Origin of the sequence: Bradyrhizobium sp. AS23.2, from assembly GCF_001908185.1 — a bacterium.
Taxonomy (GTDB): domain Bacteria; phylum Pseudomonadota; class Alphaproteobacteria; order Rhizobiales; family Xanthobacteraceae; genus Bradyrhizobium.
This window is the reverse complement of record NZ_LGHM01000082.1, coordinates 1-18666: the sequence shown is the minus strand read 5'-3', so window position 1 is coordinate 18666 and position 18666 is coordinate 1. Positions and strand designations below refer to the sequence as shown.

16 protein-coding genes and 3 pseudogenes are annotated in these 18666 nt (G+C 59.2%); 12 read left to right on the top strand and 7 right to left on the bottom strand.

Annotated elements, in window-relative coordinates:
- Nucleotides 1-188 precede the first annotated feature (188 nt).
- The 3 genes and pseudogenes from AC630_RS18600 (at nucleotide 189) to AC630_RS18590 (ending at nucleotide 2922) form a co-directional block, all read left to right on the top strand.
- Complete coding sequence (locus tag AC630_RS18600) at nucleotides 189-1175, top strand: ABC transporter substrate-binding protein (protein WP_074119943.1); 987 nt, start codon at nucleotides 189-191, stop codon at nucleotides 1173-1175.
- A 162-nt stretch (nucleotides 1176-1337) separates the two neighbouring features.
- Nucleotides 1338-1604 (top strand): annotated as a pseudogene (locus tag AC630_RS18595) (cupin domain-containing protein); the annotation flags it as partial.
- A gap of 116 nt (nucleotides 1605-1720) precedes the next feature.
- Nucleotides 1721-2922: pseudogene (locus tag AC630_RS18590) on the top strand (MFS transporter).
- Between the two features lie 480 nt (nucleotides 2923-3402).
- On the opposite strand, the gene AC630_RS18585 reads toward AC630_RS18590, so the two are convergent.
- The 3 genes from AC630_RS18585 to AC630_RS18575 form a co-directional block, all read right to left on the bottom strand.
- Complete coding sequence (locus AC630_RS18585; protein WP_245330446.1) at nucleotides 3403-3777, bottom strand: hypothetical protein; 375 nt, start codon at nucleotides 3775-3777, stop codon at nucleotides 3403-3405.
- 157 nt (nucleotides 3778-3934) lie between these two features.
- Nucleotides 3935-5533 carry an FAD-binding oxidoreductase gene (locus AC630_RS18580; RefSeq protein WP_074119942.1) on the bottom strand — a complete coding sequence of 533 codons (1599 nt, stop codon included), beginning with the start codon at nucleotides 5531-5533 and terminating at the stop codon, nucleotides 3935-3937.
- Nucleotides 5534-5823: 290 nt separating this feature from the next.
- Entirely contained in the window at nucleotides 5824-6147 is a 324-nt protein-coding gene (locus AC630_RS18575) for an antibiotic biosynthesis monooxygenase family protein (protein ID WP_074119941.1), read from the bottom strand.
- 411 nt (nucleotides 6148-6558) lie between these two features.
- Here AC630_RS18575 and AC630_RS18570 point away from each other — a divergent pair, with 411 nt between their 5' ends.
- The 7 genes and pseudogenes from AC630_RS18570 (at nucleotide 6559) to AC630_RS18535 (ending at nucleotide 14246) form a co-directional block, all read left to right on the top strand.
- Entirely contained in the window at nucleotides 6559-7398 is an 840-nt protein-coding gene (locus tag AC630_RS18570; protein WP_074119940.1) for a universal stress protein, read from the top strand.
- A 631-nt stretch (nucleotides 7399-8029) separates the two neighbouring features.
- Nucleotides 8030-8632: pseudogene (locus AC630_RS18565) on the top strand (adenylate/guanylate cyclase domain-containing protein); the annotation flags it as partial.
- Between the two features lie 306 nt (nucleotides 8633-8938).
- Nucleotides 8939-10189, top strand: coding sequence for a hypothetical protein (locus tag AC630_RS18560; protein ID WP_143198139.1), 1251 nt, complete (start codon nucleotides 8939-8941; stop codon nucleotides 10187-10189).
- A 189-nt stretch (nucleotides 10190-10378) separates the two neighbouring features.
- Nucleotides 10379-10972 carry a histidine phosphatase family protein gene (locus tag AC630_RS18555; RefSeq protein WP_074119938.1) on the top strand — a complete coding sequence of 198 codons (594 nt, stop codon included), beginning with the start codon at nucleotides 10379-10381 and terminating at the stop codon, nucleotides 10970-10972.
- 857 nt (nucleotides 10973-11829) lie between these two features.
- A complete protein-coding gene (locus AC630_RS47075; protein WP_245330444.1) occupies nucleotides 11830-12168 on the top strand; it encodes a hypothetical protein in 339 nt (112 codons plus the stop codon).
- 136 nt (nucleotides 12169-12304) lie between these two features.
- Nucleotides 12305-12568 carry a hypothetical protein gene (locus tag AC630_RS47070; RefSeq protein WP_245330443.1) on the top strand — a complete coding sequence of 88 codons (264 nt, stop codon included), beginning with the start codon at nucleotides 12305-12307 and terminating at the stop codon, nucleotides 12566-12568.
- A gap of 1222 nt (nucleotides 12569-13790) precedes the next feature.
- A complete protein-coding gene (locus tag AC630_RS18535; protein ID WP_143198138.1) occupies nucleotides 13791-14246 on the top strand; it encodes a hypothetical protein in 456 nt (151 codons plus the stop codon).
- Between the two features lie 322 nt (nucleotides 14247-14568).
- Here AC630_RS18535 and AC630_RS47065 read toward each other — a convergent pair whose 3' ends face one another.
- From AC630_RS47065 to AC630_RS18510, 4 genes are all read right to left on the bottom strand, one after another.
- Entirely contained in the window at nucleotides 14569-15300 is a 732-nt protein-coding gene (locus AC630_RS47065; protein WP_083636312.1) for a Bug family tripartite tricarboxylate transporter substrate binding protein, read from the bottom strand.
- A 366-nt stretch (nucleotides 15301-15666) separates the two neighbouring features.
- The gene (locus tag AC630_RS18520; protein ID WP_167561236.1) at nucleotides 15667-15873 is read right to left on the bottom strand and encodes an ABC transporter substrate binding protein; all 207 of its coding nucleotides are present in this window, start codon (nucleotides 15871-15873) and stop codon (nucleotides 15667-15669) included.
- A gap of 108 nt (nucleotides 15874-15981) precedes the next feature.
- Nucleotides 15982-16461, bottom strand: a complete 480-nt coding sequence (locus AC630_RS18515) for a GFA family protein (protein WP_074119932.1) — start codon at nucleotides 16459-16461, stop codon at nucleotides 15982-15984.
- Between the two features lie 45 nt (nucleotides 16462-16506).
- A complete protein-coding gene (locus AC630_RS18510) occupies nucleotides 16507-17022 on the bottom strand; it encodes an SRPBCC family protein (RefSeq protein WP_074119931.1) in 516 nt (171 codons plus the stop codon).
- Between the two features lie 227 nt (nucleotides 17023-17249).
- Between AC630_RS18510 and AC630_RS18505 the strand changes: the two genes are divergently transcribed.
- The gene (locus tag AC630_RS18505) at nucleotides 17250-17945 is read left to right on the top strand and encodes a winged helix-turn-helix transcriptional regulator (protein WP_074119930.1); all 696 of its coding nucleotides are present in this window, start codon (nucleotides 17250-17252) and stop codon (nucleotides 17943-17945) included.
- A 152-nt stretch (nucleotides 17946-18097) separates the two neighbouring features.
- On the top strand, nucleotides 18098-18412 hold the full coding sequence (locus tag AC630_RS18500) for a DUF1330 domain-containing protein (RefSeq protein ID WP_245330441.1): 315 nt from the start codon (nucleotides 18098-18100) through the stop codon (nucleotides 18410-18412).
- The last annotated feature ends 254 nt before the right edge of the window (nucleotides 18413-18666 follow it).

The window sequence follows — 18666 nt, the reverse complement described above, 5'->3', positions numbered from 1 at the left end:
ACCTGTTGGCCCTTCGCGCCATTTCGTTGCCACGCAATAAGCTGGTCGGTTTCGGGGAAGAGCAGACATCGAACACAAGCCGAACCCGCACAGTCGGTCGAGAATGACCCAGAAGCGACATCGAAGAACTTCCCTTGGGCGGTTCCCGATCTGCTATTCTGACCTCGTTCTGGTCAGGGGGAAATTGCATGAGACGACGCGAGTTCGTTGCGCTTCTTGGCGCGACCGCATTGCCATGGACACGCCCGGCGAAGGCACAGTTGAACCGGAAGATCGCCAGACTCGGCGTGCTCTGGCATGCCGGCAGCGCGGAAGCGGAACGCGAGTACCTCACGGTGCTCGTTAAGGCGTTCAGCGATCTCGATTACATCGAGGGCAAAAACGTCGAATTCCTGCACAAATTTCCCGCCGAACAGATCGAACGGTATCCTATCCTCGCAAGGGAGCTTGTCGAAAGTAATGTCGATGTCGCCATCGCTGTAGTAACGGCTGGTGCCGTTGCGCTGAAGCAGATGACAACCACGATTCCCGTCGTGTTCGTCGTTGTGCCCGACCCGATTGGCAGCGGACTTGTCGCAAGTCTCGCTCGTCCCGGCGGCAATCTGACCGGGCTTTCGCTGATGTCGGTTGACACGATCGGCAAACGTCTGGCGCTTCTAAAGGAAGCCGTTTCAAATCTGTCCAGCGTGGCATTTTTCTTTGACTCCCAATTTCTGAAAGCGCGGCCGCGTTTGAGCGCGGCTGCCGTAGCCGAGGCAAAGGCGCTCGGCGTTTCGCCTCGTCTAATCGAAATTCCGGCACCCGACGCCTTCGAACTTGCATTCGCACAAGCGAAGGGCGATCACGTGGACGGTGTCTTGGTCGGCGGACCGTTATTGTTCAACGAGCGGGCGCGCGTCGGCGCATCAGCGCTTGCGCACCGAATGCCTGTCGTCGGCGATATCGCGGAAGCAGTCCCGTACGGTCTGCTCATATCATATGGACAGGACTTTCCCGACTATTTCAGGAAGGCTGCCGGCTATGTCGACAAGATACTGCACGGTGCAAACCCAGCGGAACTGCCGGTCGAACAACCGACCCGCTTCAAGCAGGTAATTAACCTCAAGGCGGTCAAGGCCCTTGGTTTGAATATTCCGCAGTCCCTACTGGTTACCGCTGATGAGGTGATCGAATAACGCTCCGTAGGAACATTTTTTTATGACGAAGGGTCGCACATCTTTCCACTTGCCGAGCGCCGCGACGATGTTGCTGACCGGATCGGGCCGCCACTGCCCGGCTCCCTCAGCGAGCGGGAAGTCGGGATCCCCAACCTGCGGCTCCATGTGGGTCGAGCCGTCCGCGAGCTGTGCTTCCGCAAATTGACCATCGAACCCGGCGGCATCGTGCCCTGGCACAGCCATGACGATCGCCCGGCGCTGATCTACGTGCAGCAAGGCGAGATCGTCGAATATGCCTCCAACTGCATCGATCCGATCGTGCACAAGGCGGGTGATCTCCGGCCCGAGGTGTTCGGCACCTCGCATTGGTGGAAGAACCTCGGCAAGGAGGCTGTCATTCTTTATGTCGGCGACGTCCGCAAGGATCCGCACGACCACAATATGTAACGAGCGCCTCCGGCCCCCAGCTGCACTCGTTACCGGATGTGACGACCCGGAATCCTCTGTGCCGGCCCCGCACGCCGGGTGTCACATCCTCCCTTCTGCACAGGAGACGTTGCGCCATGACTGATCTGACTGCACGCATGAAACCGGCAGCAATGAAGATGCATGGACATTCTCCAGGCGTCCTGCTCCGTTCACTCGTCATCGGCTTGACCGCCTTCCTGACCGTGGTCGACCTGTTCGCCACCCAAGCGATCCTGCCGTCGCTGACGCGCCACTACGGCGTCACCCCAGCGGCAATGGGGTTTGCAGTGAATGCCAGCACCTTCGGCATGGCGACCGCGGGCCTCGTCGTCGGCTTTTTCAGCCTGCGGATCGACCGGCGATTGGGTATTCTGCTCAGCCTCACCCTGCTCGCGATTCCCACGAGCCTGCTCGCGGTCGCGCCCAACCTTACCGTCTTCACGGTTCTGCGCATCGCTCAGGGCTTATGCATGGTTTCGGCCTTTGCGCTTACGCTCACCTACCTTGGAGAACAATGCAGCGCGATGGACGCCGGTGGCGCTTTTGCCGCCTACATCACGGGAAATGTCGCGAGCAATCTGGTCGGTCGGCTGATTTCGGCGGCACTTGCCGATAATCTCGGGCTGTCCTGGAACTTCTATTTCTTTGCCGCGCTCAATCTGACTGGTGCGGCGCTGGTCTATTTCACGATCAGGCGCGTCCAGCTGATGCATTCGACGATGGTGACGGAGTCCCCGCTTGCCGCAATGATCGCGCATTGGCGTAATCCGCGGCTGCGTGCGGCGTATGGTCTCGGCTTCTGCATCCTGTTTGCGTTCATAGGCACGTTCACTTTCGTCAACTTTGTACTGGTGCGGCCGCCACTGTCGCTCGGCATGATGGAGCTCGGCTTTGTTTACTTCGTGTTCGCGCCATCGATCGTCACGACTTTAATGGCCGGCACCGTCGCGGCTCGCATCGGAACACGACTAACGATCTGGGGCGCGCTGGGTGTTGCCGCGCTAGGCTTACCCCTCATGCTCAGCTCGCACCTGGCCGAAGTCCTGATCGGCATGGTCCTTGTCGGTGTTGGGACGTTCTTTGCACAAGCCGCTGCGACCGGCTTTGTCGGCCGCGCCGCAACGGAAAACCGGGGCGTTGCCAGCGGCACTTACCTAGCTTCCTACTTTTTCGGCGGCCTATCGGCACCGCGGTTCTTGGCCAGCGATTTGGTCATTTTGGGTGGACTGCCTGCATCGTTGGCGTCGCGCTTTCGCTTGGAGCGGCGGGGCTGCTTACTTTGCCACTAAGAAACTAAAGCCGATCCGTGAACGCTAGCCCTTCGAAGCCGGCTTCTGACGATATCTGAGGTTTTGAAACGCCATTTTATGCCCCTAAGGCGAATCCGACGCTCCCTCTGGCACAAGCTATCAGCGGCGATCAGGTCTCAGCGCAATCGCACCAACCTACCCCAATGGCTGTTTGGCGTTGCGGTAAGCGCGGTGAAGATACGACGCCTTCCATATCCGAGACTGCTGGTCAGCGCTCGCCCATCCCTGCCTCAGAATTTTGGTCGCTCAGCTACCCCCGCCCAAGGCGGCCGCCCCACGAAGGGTATGCCCACGCTACCTGTAGTGAGATTTTCTTTGATCTCCCGGTGCACACGTCGTGCACACGCCGCCCAATAACGCATTGAAAAGCTTAAACTCTCGCTCCAATCCATCATGGGCCAATTTGAGCTAGCTCCAGCCAAAAAGAACGAGGCTGATCAATAGTGGTCCGCCGGCGGAGGCGGCCGCTACCCATTGGCCCCCGCTCGCTGCAGCAGGCGCGAAGCAGCAACAAGATCCGGCGTTTCAAAGCCCTCGGTGAACTTTTGATAGATCGGGGCGAGCAATCGGACGGCCTTGGCGCTACGATCCGTCGCGATCCAGTGCGCGGCAAGATCGGTGGCGATACGCAACTCGAAGGTCAACGCACCTATTGCGCGCGCTTTGGCGAGCGCTTGCTGCAACCGCTTTTCAGCGCGTAGCGGCTCACCTGCCTGGAAAAGGACCGACGCATCGACCCGCTGCAATTCCGACCGACACCAGCGTTCTCCCTGGCGTTCCTGATAGTCGATGGCTTGCGCGATGGTCCCGCGCGCTTCCTCGATCCGCCCTTGTCGCAGCAAGGCACGGGTGAGGACCAGAGCGGCCGCTTTGCGCCAAGAGCTGCGCTTTTTTTCCGTGACGCCGAGTCACGCAAATTCGCGCAAGGCGGTCTTAAGACCTCCCTGGACGGAGCCCGGCAAGGCGCCAAGCGGAGAAAGTGCTTTCGCCAATATGCGCCTACGGATCAATCAGGACGCCCGGGTTGAGTATGCACTGCGGATCCAGTTCCCACTTGGCTGCCCGCAATGCGGCTGCGAAAAGCTCCGGCCGTTGCCGGTCGTACCACGGCCTGTGATCGCGGCCAACGGCATGATGATGCGTGATCGTTCCACCTGCCGCGATCAGCGCGTCGCTTGCCGCGTTCTTGATGGCCTGCCACTGCTCGAGAAGTCCGCCGTGGCGACCAAGAGCGTGGAAAGTGAAATAGGGTGCAGGCCCGTCCGGGTAGACGTAGGTGAAACGGCAAGTGACTTCACCCCTGACGCCAGTTGCTTCAAGAATGGCGCGCTCGGTCGCCCCCTTGACCTTGTCGTGAAAGCCTTCGAACTGATCCCAGGTGATGGCAGTCTCGAACGTATCGTTGACAAGGCCGGCGGGCGTTAGAAATTCGCGCGCATAGGGCATCCGAATGAATGCGTTGCGCCAGACGCCCGCCGCACCTTCCAGATGCGCGCCGCTCGCCTTTGCCGGCTCCGGCGTTCCCCGATAGTCGGTGCAGCATTCGAGCGCGCGCGCCATCCAGGCGTCCATCGGATGATCGCCCGACTCGAACGCGAGCACCATGATGGCAACGCTCCCATCGGCTGCACCGGTGTTGAAGGCTTCCTGCGAGTCCAGGATCCGGCAATTTGATGGATAGAGGCCCGCTTGCGCGACTGCACGCACGGCGCGCGCGGCATCGAAGAACGACGGAAAACGAACGGATGCGCCGGCGCGGAATTTGGGACTGGGCTGCAATCGCATCCAGGCGCGCGAAATCACACCCAAAATTCCTTCCGAGCCAATGAACATGCGGTCGGGACTGGGACCCGCACCCGACCCGGGAAGCCGGCGCGTTTCGACCACACCAGCTGGCGTCACGACGCGCAGGCTTTCGACGAAATCGTCGATGTGAGTGTGAAGGCTGGCGAAATGGCCGCCCGATCGTGTCGCAATCCAGCCGCCGAGAGTCGAATATTCAAAACTCTGCGGGAAGTGCCGCAACGTGAAACCATGGGGCTTGAGCTGGTTTTCCAAAGATGGGCCATAGGTGCCGGCTTCAATCAATGCCGCGTGAGATACCGGATCCACTTCGACGACTTTAGCGAGATTGCGCAGGTCGAGGGTAACGGCAGCTTTATGCTTGATGCCGTCAACGCGCGGCTCGACTCCGCCGCAGACACTGGATCCGCCCCCGAAAGGCGTCAGCGAAGCGCCGACAGAACCCGCCCAGTCCATCACGGCGGAAATCTCCGCCTCATTGCGCGGATAGGCCACGACGTCGGGCGCACAATCGTAGTTACCGAGCATCGCTCTGACGTAATCCGGATATGACTTGCCATAGGTGTGCGCGGCGCGATCGTAGCGTTCCGCCGCGCAGAAGGGGGACAGCGAAGCCGGCGGCAGCACGCGCGGCTCCCGCAGGGAGAGGTCTTCAAGGCGCGGGACTGCGATCGTATCGAACTCGCCAGTTCCAAACTTCGCATGATAGCGGCCGAGAACAAACTTTCGCTCCTCTGCGCTCATGCCTTCTCCTTCGCGGCCCCACCCGTAATATTTTAGCCTTGCGTCATCCATGAGGGGTCCCTCCCGGTTCTTTTCGAGAGTTTCTGAGATCGAAGAGAAACTTCTGAACCACGTGGCCGCTGAAGGCGACCTCGGTCGATCGAAACGATACGCTTCCAAGGCAGAACGTGAAAGAGCACGTCGATGACGAGGCTTTGTCTCAGCGTCGGGTCTAACCGCGGCTCGAACTGCTTCAACAAATGGCGGCTTGCTTAGGTGCAAACTTGGGCCTGTGAGCCGTCCCAACGGTCGAAAGCAATCGTCAAGTTTCCGTGCAGGATCTCGATGCCAATGCAAAAAACTCAGCGGGCATCCAGAACTTGAACGACTTCATACAGATGGGGATCGATTTCGTCGGTCAAATCATCAAACTTACCCCACGCCTTGCGAAAATCCGGTGATTGGTGTGCGGACTGCAGGAGTTGGCGGTTTTGCCATTGGATGTAGTTGACGATGCGCCGGCCGTCGAGGCTTCGATGTAAGCTGATTGAGACAAAGCCCGGCTGGCGCGCCATGAATCGTGCTCGATCGGTCATCAGCGAGAGTGCCTCATTCTGCTTTCCCGGGTCGGCTTCGACTACGGTGATCTGGGTAACGATCTGATTGCCTGTTTGAATATGGGTCATGAAGCCACTCCTTCTCAACTGGGCTCAGGTTCCCCTCTTGAGCTTCCTCCGCTTCCAGTGGTGCTCATTCCGTGAAGGATTGAACTTCCGAACACGGTAACAGTTCAAATCGCGCATCACCGCAATCCGTAGACGGACTCATCGCATGCGGCCACGGGCATTGTTCGAGGAGCAACAACGCATCCCTCAGGATTCCAGGATAAGCGCGGGTCGGACGAACGATCATGATCTACCATCCCTGATGTCGAACAGCACCCGGGCAGTGCTAACATGGAGGGCCAATCGCTCGGCATCTTGGTAACGATCTGCGCCGCAATCGGAGGAATCTATCGGCCTCAGTCGCAAGCCGTTGGCCTCCAAACCCGACTAGACGTTGTACGTCAATGTTCACCTGAAACACGGGGGTTGAGAATGAAGACGATCTTGGTCCCGATCCAAAACATTGCGATCATGACATCTACGCTCGAGGTCGCCGCACGTCTCGCGCAACGTACCGGCGCCTACATCGAAGGCTTTCCGCTCCGGTTCGGCATCCCTCAATATTTAGTCGCAGAATTGGCCACCGGCATTTCTTTGGATTCGTATCATGCGAAGAGCGAAGAAGAATTGGCCGAAATGCACCGCTTGTTCGAAACGTTCATGCTGAAGCAGGATATTCCTCGAGCCGCTGCAGGCTCAAACCGACCATGCTTCGGCTGGTTGGAAACCGCCCCTGAGGGGGAAGACTTTGTCGGAAGCTATGGGCGTGCTTTCGACGTCATTGTTATGACACGGTATGACGTTGATGCTGCCGGCCCACACCGGCGCGCCATTGAATCCGCACTGTTTGAGAGCGGTACGCCCGTCCTACTGGCGCCACCAGACGCGCCAAGAAGCATCGCGACAAACATTGTGATCCACTGGAACGGTAGTACCGAGCAGGCTCGGGTTAACGCATTTGCCATGCCGTTGCTCCGTCTGGCGGAAAGGGTAGCGGTGCTGACCGTGATTGGCGGACAAGAGGTACCAGGTCCATCTGCCGATCAGATAGTCCGGCAATTGCTGTATAACGACATTGCCGCCAAACTAGTGAGCGTTGAACTGGAAGGCCGCGACACTGGAGAGGCGGTCCTTGATGCCGCCAGAGCACAAGGCTGCGATCTGTTGATAAAAGGAGCCTTTACCCGCAACAGGCTGCGGCAAATGATATTCGGTGGCGCGACCAGTTATATCATGGAGCACGCGGACTTGCCCGTCCTAATGGCGCATTAGAACTGCACGTTCGATTCGCTCCATGCCCTTCGACGCAATGCGGTGCAACTGGGCATAGAATTGCTTTCTACCGCAGCTTGCCCAACGCAGGAGCGCCCGCGTTAGCGCCACGGCCGCTGTACCCCAGATAGCTGCCAAATTTGCAGTGCCGTCAAAATTCCGCAGCCCTGGGCCAAGACCGACCCTGCTCCCGTCGAGCCGGCCGCCTGCGCGCGAAAGGTAACCGAAAGCAGCCAGTGGATGAGGCCACGGGTCAGTCGGCCGCGCAAAGGCTGAGGCCGGCGCGAAGGCCCAGCGCCTTTAAGGTAGGACCGAGCCGGTTGAAGGAGTTCGGCTACCTCCCCGCTCAGCTTCCATACGTTGGCACGGGTCAAGACGCGATCTCGCGGGAAGGCCGTCTATTGGCGCAAATGAGCGTTCGTTCCATTGAGAAGTCGCACAAGGGCCATTCTGTGACCTTGGCGACGGGTTCGCGAAGCGCTCCAAGTCCCGAGAAGACACCGGTCAGCGCGGCTGACATTTCATGATCTCTAGAAATTAACCGGCATCAGCGTTTGCGCCTCTCGTCAAAGCACGTTTGGCGCCCTCGGTGATCCGTCGTAGATTAGGTTGTGAGTTGGATTGCGGGCCCATGGTGCAAGAACGGCCAGTCCGGGTCGAGCGGAGGTTGTCGGCGATATTGGCCGCTGACGTGGCTGGCTACTCGCGGCTCATGCACCACGACGAAGAGGCGACGCACGCCAAGCTTACTGCGCTCCTGACGGAGGTTGTCGCCCCGACAATTGGCGAACACGGCGGACGCATTGTGAAGAACACCGGGGACGGGTTCTTGGCCGAGTTTTCAAGTGCGGTCGAGGCCGTCCGGGCTGCTGTGCAGTTTCAAGCCCGCGTCAAGGAACTAACAACCGCTGAGGTGGACGGCAGACGCATTGCTTTCCGCGTGGGCATCAACATCGGCGACGTGATCGTCGAGCCTCACGACATTTTTGGAGACGGTGTCAACATCGCGGCGCGCCTCGAGAGCATCGCAGAAGCCGGTGGCATTTGCATCTCGTCTTGGGCCTACGATCACGTTCGGGGCAAGGTCAGGGTGGGGTTCGTTGATCTGGGCGAGCAGAACCTCAAGAACATCGCCCAGCCGGTCAGGTCCTACGCCGTTGTCTGGGAAGCAGAACTTAGCCGAACTACAGGGAGCCCGCGTGAAACGCCTGGCGCAGCTTCACGGCCTCGATTAGTCGGTCACGGCAGCGGGCCAGAAATCACTGCTCCCCGGAAGACAAGCACGCTCGACCAGTTCGGTGATCCGAGATGCCACGACGAGGAGACGGGGCTGATTGATCGCACCGTATCACAAGACTTTGCTCGCCGCGCGAGGCCTTTACTCGATCACATCAAATCGCATTCTAGTGCGGCACGTGGCGCAATCATCTCGGTCGCGACGGTGGTCGCTCTTGCAATTGAGGCGGTCGGCTATTGGACAATCGAGGAGCCGTGAAGGGCTGATCATCACGCGAGTGCCGCTACGTCCGCGCCAGGCGACTTGGCGATCACGCCTACAATCTCTCGCGGTCCAACCGTCCTGATCCAGCCACTCGCCAATAATACCGGCGATCCGAGATATGACGCAGCCGCCTCGATCTTGACCGAGCACCTCATTGCATCGATGGGGAAGTTTTCCACCTTGCGCGTCATCGGGCGCTCCGTCACTGAGCCAAAGATGACGATCGATATCGGTGACCCGGCACGAAAAATGAACGCCCAATATGTCGTTGGCGGCAGCCTGATAGCATCGGCGAACGGTACGAGCATTCGTATTCAACTAGATGAAGCGCTCACGGCGAGTTCGGTCTGGTCGAAGAATTTTGAAGTTGGGCCCGAAATTGTCTCGTCGGCGTCCGTTCAAGACGAGATCGCCGGCCAAGCCGCCACCCTGATCGGTGGCTTCCCGGGTGCAATTGTCACCGCCGAGTACAAACGCGTGCAGGCGAAACCGGCCCGCGAGCTCAACTCTTACGAGTGCATTGCCCAAGGCGTGCTTGCCGGAACGGTTGGGACACGCGCAGCAGTAATCAGGGCGCGTGAGTGTCTTGATCGCGTCACCCGCGAGGAGCCCGCCAACCCTTTGGCTTGGGCGGTGCTGTCCGGCGTTCTGCTTAATCAGCGATCGTTTGGGTTCGGATTGCCTCAAGATGAAGCCAGAAGCATTGAGAAGCGCTTCTATCTCAGCGAAGCGACCTTGAAGGCGTCGCTACGGGCGGCTGAACTGGCGCCAGATGACGGCTTTGTGCGCTCACGGCTAGCCATTGGATATTTCGCCAATTGCCAAACGGACTTGCTGCAATACGAAGCTGAGAGGGCGATCGCGCTCAATCCGTATGATGCCTATGCGATAGGTTCGTTGGGGCTTGCTTTGGCGTTCTCGGGGCAATGGGACGTGGGCGCGGGGATGGCCGAGAAGGCGATCCGCCTAATGGGAGCGAGTGCACCGAACTTGTGGTGGTACGCGCCGGCGAAGCGGCATTGGTTGAGAGGTGAACATCAGGAGGCCTACAACGCATTTCGTCGCGGCTACGTTGAGCGTCTCTGGTTGTCCCATCTCAACATGGCTTACACCCTGGCATCCCTTGACAGGCTCGATGAGGCCAGAGCCCACATCGCTAAGCTATTGGAACTGGAGCCAGGTTTCACGATACGAGAGGCGGACATCTTTTTTCGGACATACTGCATCGAACTCTCGTTCCGCGAGAAGACGGCGGAGGCGCTGCGAAAAGCGGGGCTGCCTGAAGAGTAACGTCGAGGGGGTCAAAAGGGCCGTTTAAACGGGCCGCTTGCCGCTTCCGGTCTGCTCCGTCAAGCGGACTGTTTAGTGGGTCGTCCAGACTTCGCGTTTGGGCCCAGAAGCCGACATTCCCGACCTCGTTGATTCCATCGAAATCGTGGTATCTCTTACGCCCTTGCTGAACCCAAGCATTCCCAGCCAATGCTTTCAGTCTTGAACAGCCGGATAGCGATGCTCCCCCTCTGTTTGGCGGGCCTGCTGGCGATCTCGGCCGGACAAGCTTTTGGCGACGACGAACAGGTCTGGGCGGCATTAAAGCGAGGCGGCATGGTTGTCCTGCTGCGCCATACCCACGTCGACATGCGAGAAGGGATAGCGCACCTCGCGCCTGGAAACTGCGCCGAGGAAGTAAACCTTTCCGCTCGCGGCGTTGAGCAGGCCAAGCGGATCGGAGAAGCGTTCCGTGCTCACGGCATTGCCGTCGGAGAAGTCTGGACTAGCGCGTATTGCCGTTGCATCGACACCGGCAAGCTTGCGTTCGGTCGCGCGACGCCTGTCCAGTATCTGATGCCTCCGGGCGTCATATCCGAGCCTCAAGCGAAGTTGAATCAGGAGCGGGTCTTGCAAGACATCCTTGACCACCGCTCCTCCTCGAACTTGGTGATGATTACCCACGATCTCAACATTTCAAACATCGTTCTTGAACCATCGATCGCCATGGGCGATTTCTTTGTTCTTCAGCCCAATGGGACGGATTTCGATGTCATCGGCAAGATCCGAATGGGTGACAGGTAGGCCGTCTACGCCAATACGGACTCGTCATCGCGGGACGTTGCGACGAAGGCGGTCGATGACCCTCTGGGTCTTGGTTGTGTGCAAACGGATAGGTCGGCACGCGCAGGCAACTGGCCGTGTACTCAACGCCACATCAGTTCCGCGGCCAATCTCGCTCACGCTGACGCAACCGCGAACGCAGGTCCTCCGGACCGCGAAACGCTCCCCATGTTTCTTTCGCCGACCGGCGTTAACCCTGTCTCTGATCTTGCCCCCTACCCGCGCCGGCTGGTTCGCTTCTGCCGCTAAGAAGCCTCATTGGACCTCTGCAATCGTCTCCGATTTTCGGGAGCTCATTTCCGGCGGCTTTGAGCGAGGCTTTTTCCTCGGGCGGCGTGATATCAGATGAGAGCGGCTCTCATCCTTGTTGGCCTCGGTACACTGGCGGTGATGGAGTTCGAGACTCCGCCGCGCACGACAAAGCCTGTGAACGAGCCGCCCGCTCAGGCGGCCGTTGGCTCATACGATACGCTGACGACGGCGGACCGTCTCGAAATCCCGCACATGCTCGAAGCGCCACCGCAGCCGATCCCCTCGAGCGAAGTGATGCCTCCGCCGGATCAAACCTCAATCGTTGCGCAAGAGCCTTCGAAGATCGTCGAGCAACACAAGCGGAGCGCGCGCGGAGGAAAATCCGCGGTCGTACTGCCCAGAGCTCGGCCTGAGCAGGGAACTTTCAAGGTAACTGCGAAACTCAATCGGGCCAAACCGGTCGCGGAGGTCAAACCCTGCACGTCAGGTGTCTTCGATGGCCTATTCCGAGCATTGACTCTACCAACGCGATGCCAGACCTAGCCCCACGATTCCTCTGGATCGAAATGGCCGACGGTAACGCGAGGCGCCTCGAGCATGCGTCCGGGCAGGCACGCCGTCGCGACGAAATCCGCCCTCCTCGCCCGGACGAGCGTGCGCACGTTGTCGCCGCGCGCGACTGGTTGTCGGCGGAATCCATCACGATTGCTCTTGGAGTGGCGATTGGCTTGGCCTTCGTCGCAAGTTTCATCCTATTTCGCGACGCGCATTTGAGTGGGAAGTCGATCGACAAGGCGGCCGCCAAGGCATTGGTCGAGCGCATTATTGTCGCCGAGTCCAATGGTAACCCGAACAAAAAAAAACCGGCGGTCGAGCGCGACCGGTGCCGCCCAGTTTCTCGATGATACGTGGCTCGAAGCCGTCCGAAGGCACCGAGGCGATCTGATCCAAGGGCGCAGCTACAAGGAAGTGTTGGACCTGCGGCGAAATCCCGAGCTTGCGCGAGAGATCACCACGCGACTGGTTGAGGAATATGCCGCGATGCTCAACAAGCGCGGTCTGCCGATCACACCCGGTTCTCTCTACCTCGCCCATTTCGCGGGGCCTGCCGGCGCGATAGCGCTATTGTCCGCCGTGGAAAATGCCGATGCAGCTTCCCTTATGGCCGCCGCCGACGCGACGGGTCGGACCACACGCGAAAAGCTGGTCAACGCCAATCCGTTCCTTAAGGCGCTGACGGTCGCCGACATCAAGATGTGGGCAGATCGCAAGATGGCGGCAGGCAATTCGCCAGGACGCTTGTGAGAAGCTGAAGAAGCCACGCGACGGGAAACGGACTCCTTCACCGCGACTTGAGCCGAATACCGAGCCCCAATCATAGTACCAACCCAAAACCTGCCGTTGGTATGTTCCCAGGGGCTGGGTGGTGACCGTCCGATTAAACGAAGCAAACACGCGTGCCCATCGAGATGCTTACTTGCGACGAGCTTGGCGAAAGGGCTAAGAAGTTCTCCGGAAGCTGCAAGAGCGCTCGTCAAGCGACATCGTTTCACGCGCTCCCGTTCGAACGATAGCAAGACGTTGGTACAGGTTGACCTCAGCGAGATCAACCTTCTCCCATCACGCGCGCATCCCAGCCCCCGGCGACCACCATGTGGACGCCGCCTTTAAGGAACACCTTGCGACTTTGCAGGCGGACCTCATGAAGGTGATCGCCTGCGGTCACCGGGCGGACTTCGCGAGGGAGTGCGATCGCACCAGCAAGCTCCTAGCGGAACTGCTGAAAGCGAACATTGAAACTATGGCAGCGCGAGAAAAAGCCGCCCACCTGGAGGGAAGATTGTCGACTGCCGGGCCACCTCGGTGGCGGCGACTGACAGAGACTTTAACGCATATCCCGCTGGGTGCCGTCCGGCGGAATTGGTCGTCGCCAAGTCATGCAATCGATTTCGTCGCGCGCGGAGAGGAAAAGCAAGACGTCGCCGGCGCAGTCCGAAAGACGCACCTGGTCACACCAGGACGGGGTCGTTATCGAGAGCCGGGCCGGCGGCCAGCGCTGCTAGCCTGTCTTGGCCTCATAGGCGCGGATTAGCGCGAGATTTTTCGGAACGCGCTTGGGCAATGACTCCTGTTCGATATCTCGGTCGCAATGCGAACGTCGGCCTTCCTCGTAGTTGCGAGATCCTTGCGGTCGTTCTCTACCGCCCAACGAAGCCGACCGATGAATTTCATCGAATTGTCCGCCACAATGTGCCTGAATCGGCGGCCCGGCACATTGCCCCCGCCGAAACGTGTGCCGGGCCTAGCCAGTCTCCGCTGGTCGAACCCTGACCGGCTAGTGTCGATATTGGGGCAATAACGTGTTTTTGGGAGTTTGCTCGGCTGCAACATTCGATAGATTTCAGAAGGGTCGCACCAGCAACGGCCATAGCGCCGCAATCTGGGGCCATTGCGAGGAGCCTCTAGTCTTATTCTAGGCCGATTCCGACGCGACGCTTAGGTCGCGCGACGTTCGGGGCCAACCGGCATGATCAGGATTGTTGCCGTTTGCATAATATGCGTGGTTGGCGTGGTTTCCCCGCTCGGCACCAGCCGCGCGCCAGCACCAGCTATCGAAGTTGGCATGGCATCGAATTTTCCGGCGGTCAGCGGCAACAAGAGCGATCGGCTTCCGATCCACACCGAAGCAATCGGGCCGAAGGTCGCCATCGAGGCGGATAAGCCGGCCATACTGACACCCCAAATCGCTCCGCCGCTGGCAGAACCCAAGGCGGATCGAAAGCTGCCCGAGTTTATTCCTCGTCACTGGCACGATCCGACGGCTTCTAAAAACAAGATCCAAAACCGCGGTACCGCTGATACGAAGAAGTCACAGACACGTCCGATCGAAAAGCCAAAGCAAGTGAACGAAGTGAAAAACTGCAGTTCAGACGGGCTCGCTCCGCTTCTGCGGCAGCTCAACCTGCAGCCGCGCTGCGAGTGACAAGCTCGAACGCAGCTGCATCAGTCCGCGCGCAGTTCCTGGCTGACATCTTGCCCATGCGACTCGTTCTCAGCTTCTAGCTAATCCGCGCACCTTCTGCGAGACCGGTGTAGCCGCCTTTTCAACGGCACTGATGTGGCACGAAAAACGTCTAGCCCCTTGTATTCTCGGTCCTCGGCGGACACAAGCCTGAGGCCGACGGCGCCAGGTTTCCTTCGAACGTCGTCGGTCTTGATTGTTACCACCATGGCATGATTGAGGGTTGATACGATCGATCGCGGAGTACCCTTGGGGAGGAAGAATGTATTCCACGTGTATGCCCTTACCTCGAACCCTGCTCACGAGCCGTCGGAACGTTCGGGAGCGCCTCCGAGCGCTCGTCGTCGAGAACTGCAATGGCCTTCACGATCCCACCGTCGATCTGCGGCTTTGCCGTCGTAACGATGTCGCAGAGATAATCTACGCGACCACTCGCAAGATCCTGCATCGCGGGGTTGGAGCCGCGATAAGGCACGTGGACGACATCCAATCCCGCGACCGAATTCATCAACGCGCAACCGAGATGGATGGCAGAGCCGACCCCGGCGGAGGCGAAATGCATCTTGTCGCCGTTGGCCTTTGCGTAGGCGACAAATTCACTCATGGAATTGACCGGCAAGTCCTTTCGAACAACCGGCACCAAGGGCGCTTCCAGGAACAGACCGACGCTAACGAAATCCTTCGTCGCGTCGTAGGCGGGCTTCTTGTAAAGCGCCTGGTTCTGCGCCTGCGTCCCGACGGTGCCTTGAAGAAACGTGTAGCCGTCGGGCTCCGCCTTCGCGACGCGACTGGCACCGTTCATCCCGCCGGCACCGCCGACATTCTCCACGATGACGGCCTGGCCGAGAATCTCGCCCATGCGTTGAGCGAAGAGGCGCGCCGGCACATCGTTCGGGCCGCCGGCGGCAAACGGGTTGATCATCGCGAGAGATCGCTTCGGCCATTCTTCCGCGCCCACGCGGTTCGCGGCGCACATGCCAAGCACTAGAAGCCCGAAAGCGATCGCCCTACGCATGATCCCTCCCCTGTTTATCTTTCTAATTGTTGGATTTTAGGCTCGGCTTGAGAGCTGCTGGGACTTAGAACTATACTTTCCTTCGATGAAGCAAACCCTAGCCCGTGGCCCGATCCGTGCCTTGGCAGCCCGCCACCAGCGCGCGATCCCGATCCAGGTGCTAATCGCGACAAGACTTTGAACGAAGGCAGTCGAAGCAACGGTTCGCGCCACGCGCAAACATTGGACTAGGCCGTGACCCCATAAATCTACTGGGCGAGGGTTTGCCAGAGTCCGCTATGCATCGATAGCGACGAAATCCTGCATCGCAGCGAAATGTCGTGAAGGGCCAGAAGCAGACTCATGCATCGCAGCAAATCAGCATCGTTATTCGATCACCTCGTCGGCCAGCGCCAGAAGGGCCGGCGAAATATCGACACCAAGCGCCTTCGCGGTTCTGAGATTGAGGCGAAGATTGAACTTGACAGTTCGCTGCACCGGGATATCGCCGGGCTTTTCACCTTTCAGAATCTTGTCAATGACGGCCGCGGATCGTCGGAAAATATCTGCGTGGTTGGGGCCGTAGGCGATCAAGGCGCCGTACACACGTGACCCAACAGCGACACTGGTTTCGCCTTCATTCGCAACGAATTGACGCCTAGCGCAGGCCCTGACCTGTTTCCAAGGTTAGTAACCGCCTCTTCAAATCGCATGGTGCCCTTCAAAGACGGTCGGTGCCACTGGCGTTCCGTCGTTAAGCATTGCGTGGTGGCGAAATGTACTGACACCGGCAGGTATGACCGTGCCGTTCTGCGCAGAGTCCAAAAAGATGTGTAGGGTCATTTCAGGCGACCGGTCGAACCAGTTCGGGTCATCAAATGTGCCGCCATAGACACCGTATATTGCCGGAAATCGTTCTAGGTCGAGATAAAGCTTCGTACTGCAGCCTGCACAGAAATTGATGGTGACCCGCTTTCCGCTACCCTCGGAGGCTTGCGTGAAGGTGACCGGTTTGCCAGCAGTTATTTCAAAAGATGTTTTCTTGAAAATTGGCTCCACCATGTAAGCCGATCCAGTTGCTCTTTGGCAGAATTTGCAATGACAATAGGTGACCCGTATTGGCTGGGCGCTGGCGGTGTACCGGATTGCACCGCAAAGACATCCACCTTGCTGAAATGACATTTCTACCTCCGACGAACTGAGACACTTCGTTTTGTTGCAAGACGCTTACTTCTTAAACTTGGCTTGAATCCCGGCCAGGCCAGCTTCGTAGACGCCGCTCAGGGCGTCAATCGCATCCTTCTCCTTGCCGGAATCCGGCGTGTAAGTGCCGGTCCAGGTCACGATGGAAACGCCGTCATCTTTTGCCGTGACCTCGATCGTGGATTTGTAATTTGTGACCGGCAACGGGCTCGAAACGAAGGCGTAGGAATAGCTGTACTCCTTCTCGTTGCGCGCGGTCTGCGTCTCCACGAACGACGCCTTGCCGTCCTTGGTGACCAGTGTCCGGGTCGGTGGGGACTTGCCGTCTTCGATGCACGTGCCGACTGGCGGCAGCCAATCCTTGATGGCACAGAACGAACCGATCACCGACCACACCGCTGCGGGTGCGGCGTTGACCTCGACGCTGCGGGTCAGGTTGGCGGCGGAAACAGGCATGGCGCCGAAGCCCAGGGCGAGCGCGCAAAACGCCGCGGAACGGACCAATGCCGTGATCCTGCGTGCCGTGATGTCATTCTTCATGGAATATTCCTTTCATCTTGAGAGCGGCCGGCATGCGATCCCTGCGATGGGCAGAATGCCGGCGCGAGGCAACACATGTCCTGCAGGCGAGCTCTTGCTCGCGATCCCGGTTGAATATCGATCCCGGCCATGGGCGGCCAGTTCAGGAAATGAACCCGCAGAATCTGAACTAGGAACCCCCTACGTTTGGCCCTAAGTTGCCGATCTCGCCTCTCACGGAGGAAAGCATGACCATCGGCAGCTATAAGCAGTTCTGTCCGGTCGCGATGGCCGCGGAAATATTATGCACGCGCTGGACCGTGGTGCTGCTCCGCGAACTCATCGCCGGTTCGACGCGCTTTAACGAGCTGCGCCGCGGCGTACCTCGGATGTCGCCGGCATTGTTGTCGCAGCGGCTAAAAGAACTCGAGGTGGCGGGCATCGTGACCCGTAAATCTGGCTCGGAACGCGGCGTCTTCGAATATCAACTGACCGCGGCGGGACGTGAACTCGGGCCGATCGTCGAGGCCTTCGGCGTCTGGGGCCAGCGCCGCATCGAATCGCATTTGTCGCTGCAGCATCTCGACGTCCAGCTGCTGATGTGGGACATGCGGCGCAATCTGAACACGACGCCGATGCCGAAGAAGCGCAGCGTGGTGCAGTTCAGCTATCCCGAGCTGCCGACGACGCAACGGTCGTGGTGGCTGATCGTCGATCCCAAGGAAAGCGTCGATCTCTGCTCGATCGATCCGGGCTTCGATGTCGATCTCTATGTGTCGGTCGATCTGCGGACCATGACGGCAATCTGGATGGGGCTCGACACCGTTCGCGCCGCCATCGCCAACCGTCGCCTGATGCTGACCGGCAACCGGCAGCTCGCCACGGCGATGCAGAGCTGGCTCGGCCTCAGTCCCTTTGCGAAAGAGCAGAAGCTCGCAAGCTGAGGGATGACTTGGCGGCCGGTACATTCTCTGTATCGGCCCGCTTCACTTCCTGAACTGGCGCGCCGCAGCGCACTTCTGGCAAGCCGGGATCAGACCTCCCATTCACGCGGAGGCTGACATCGAGCCTGGAGAGACATAACATGACCGCGTTTTTGATCGCAGACATCAAGGTGACGGACGAAAAATGGGTGCCGGATTACGCTGCCTCCGTTCACGACCTCGTGCACAAGCACGGCGGCAAATATCTGTCGCGCAGCGGCAATGTGAAGACACTGGAAGGCACGCCGCTGGATACGTCGCTGATCGCGATCATGGCTTTCCCGTCGGCAAAAGCAGCAGAATCCTTTGTTACCGATCCCGCCTACATCCGCTATGCCGCGGCTCGCCGGGGCGGCAGCGAAAGCCGCTTTCAACTGATCGATGATACCGATCTAGCCGGAACGATTCCGTATCTCGCCAAAGCCTGAACGCTCGGGACGGTTTTGAATTGTCGACATATTAGAGTAGCGGGCCACCCAACATAAAGCACGCCGAGTAACTTCTGGCTCCAGCCTTCCCCGGCTGGAGCCGGTGCATTTTGGGGCTTGGGCGAAACGCCATCATGTCCGGTTCGGGTCTTGGCTGTGTGAAAACGCCGAGGCGCTTGATGGCGATAGAAGAAGCTATTCGTCCACGACCTTCTTAGCCCCCAAACTCGCAAGCGCGACCAACTTAAAGCACG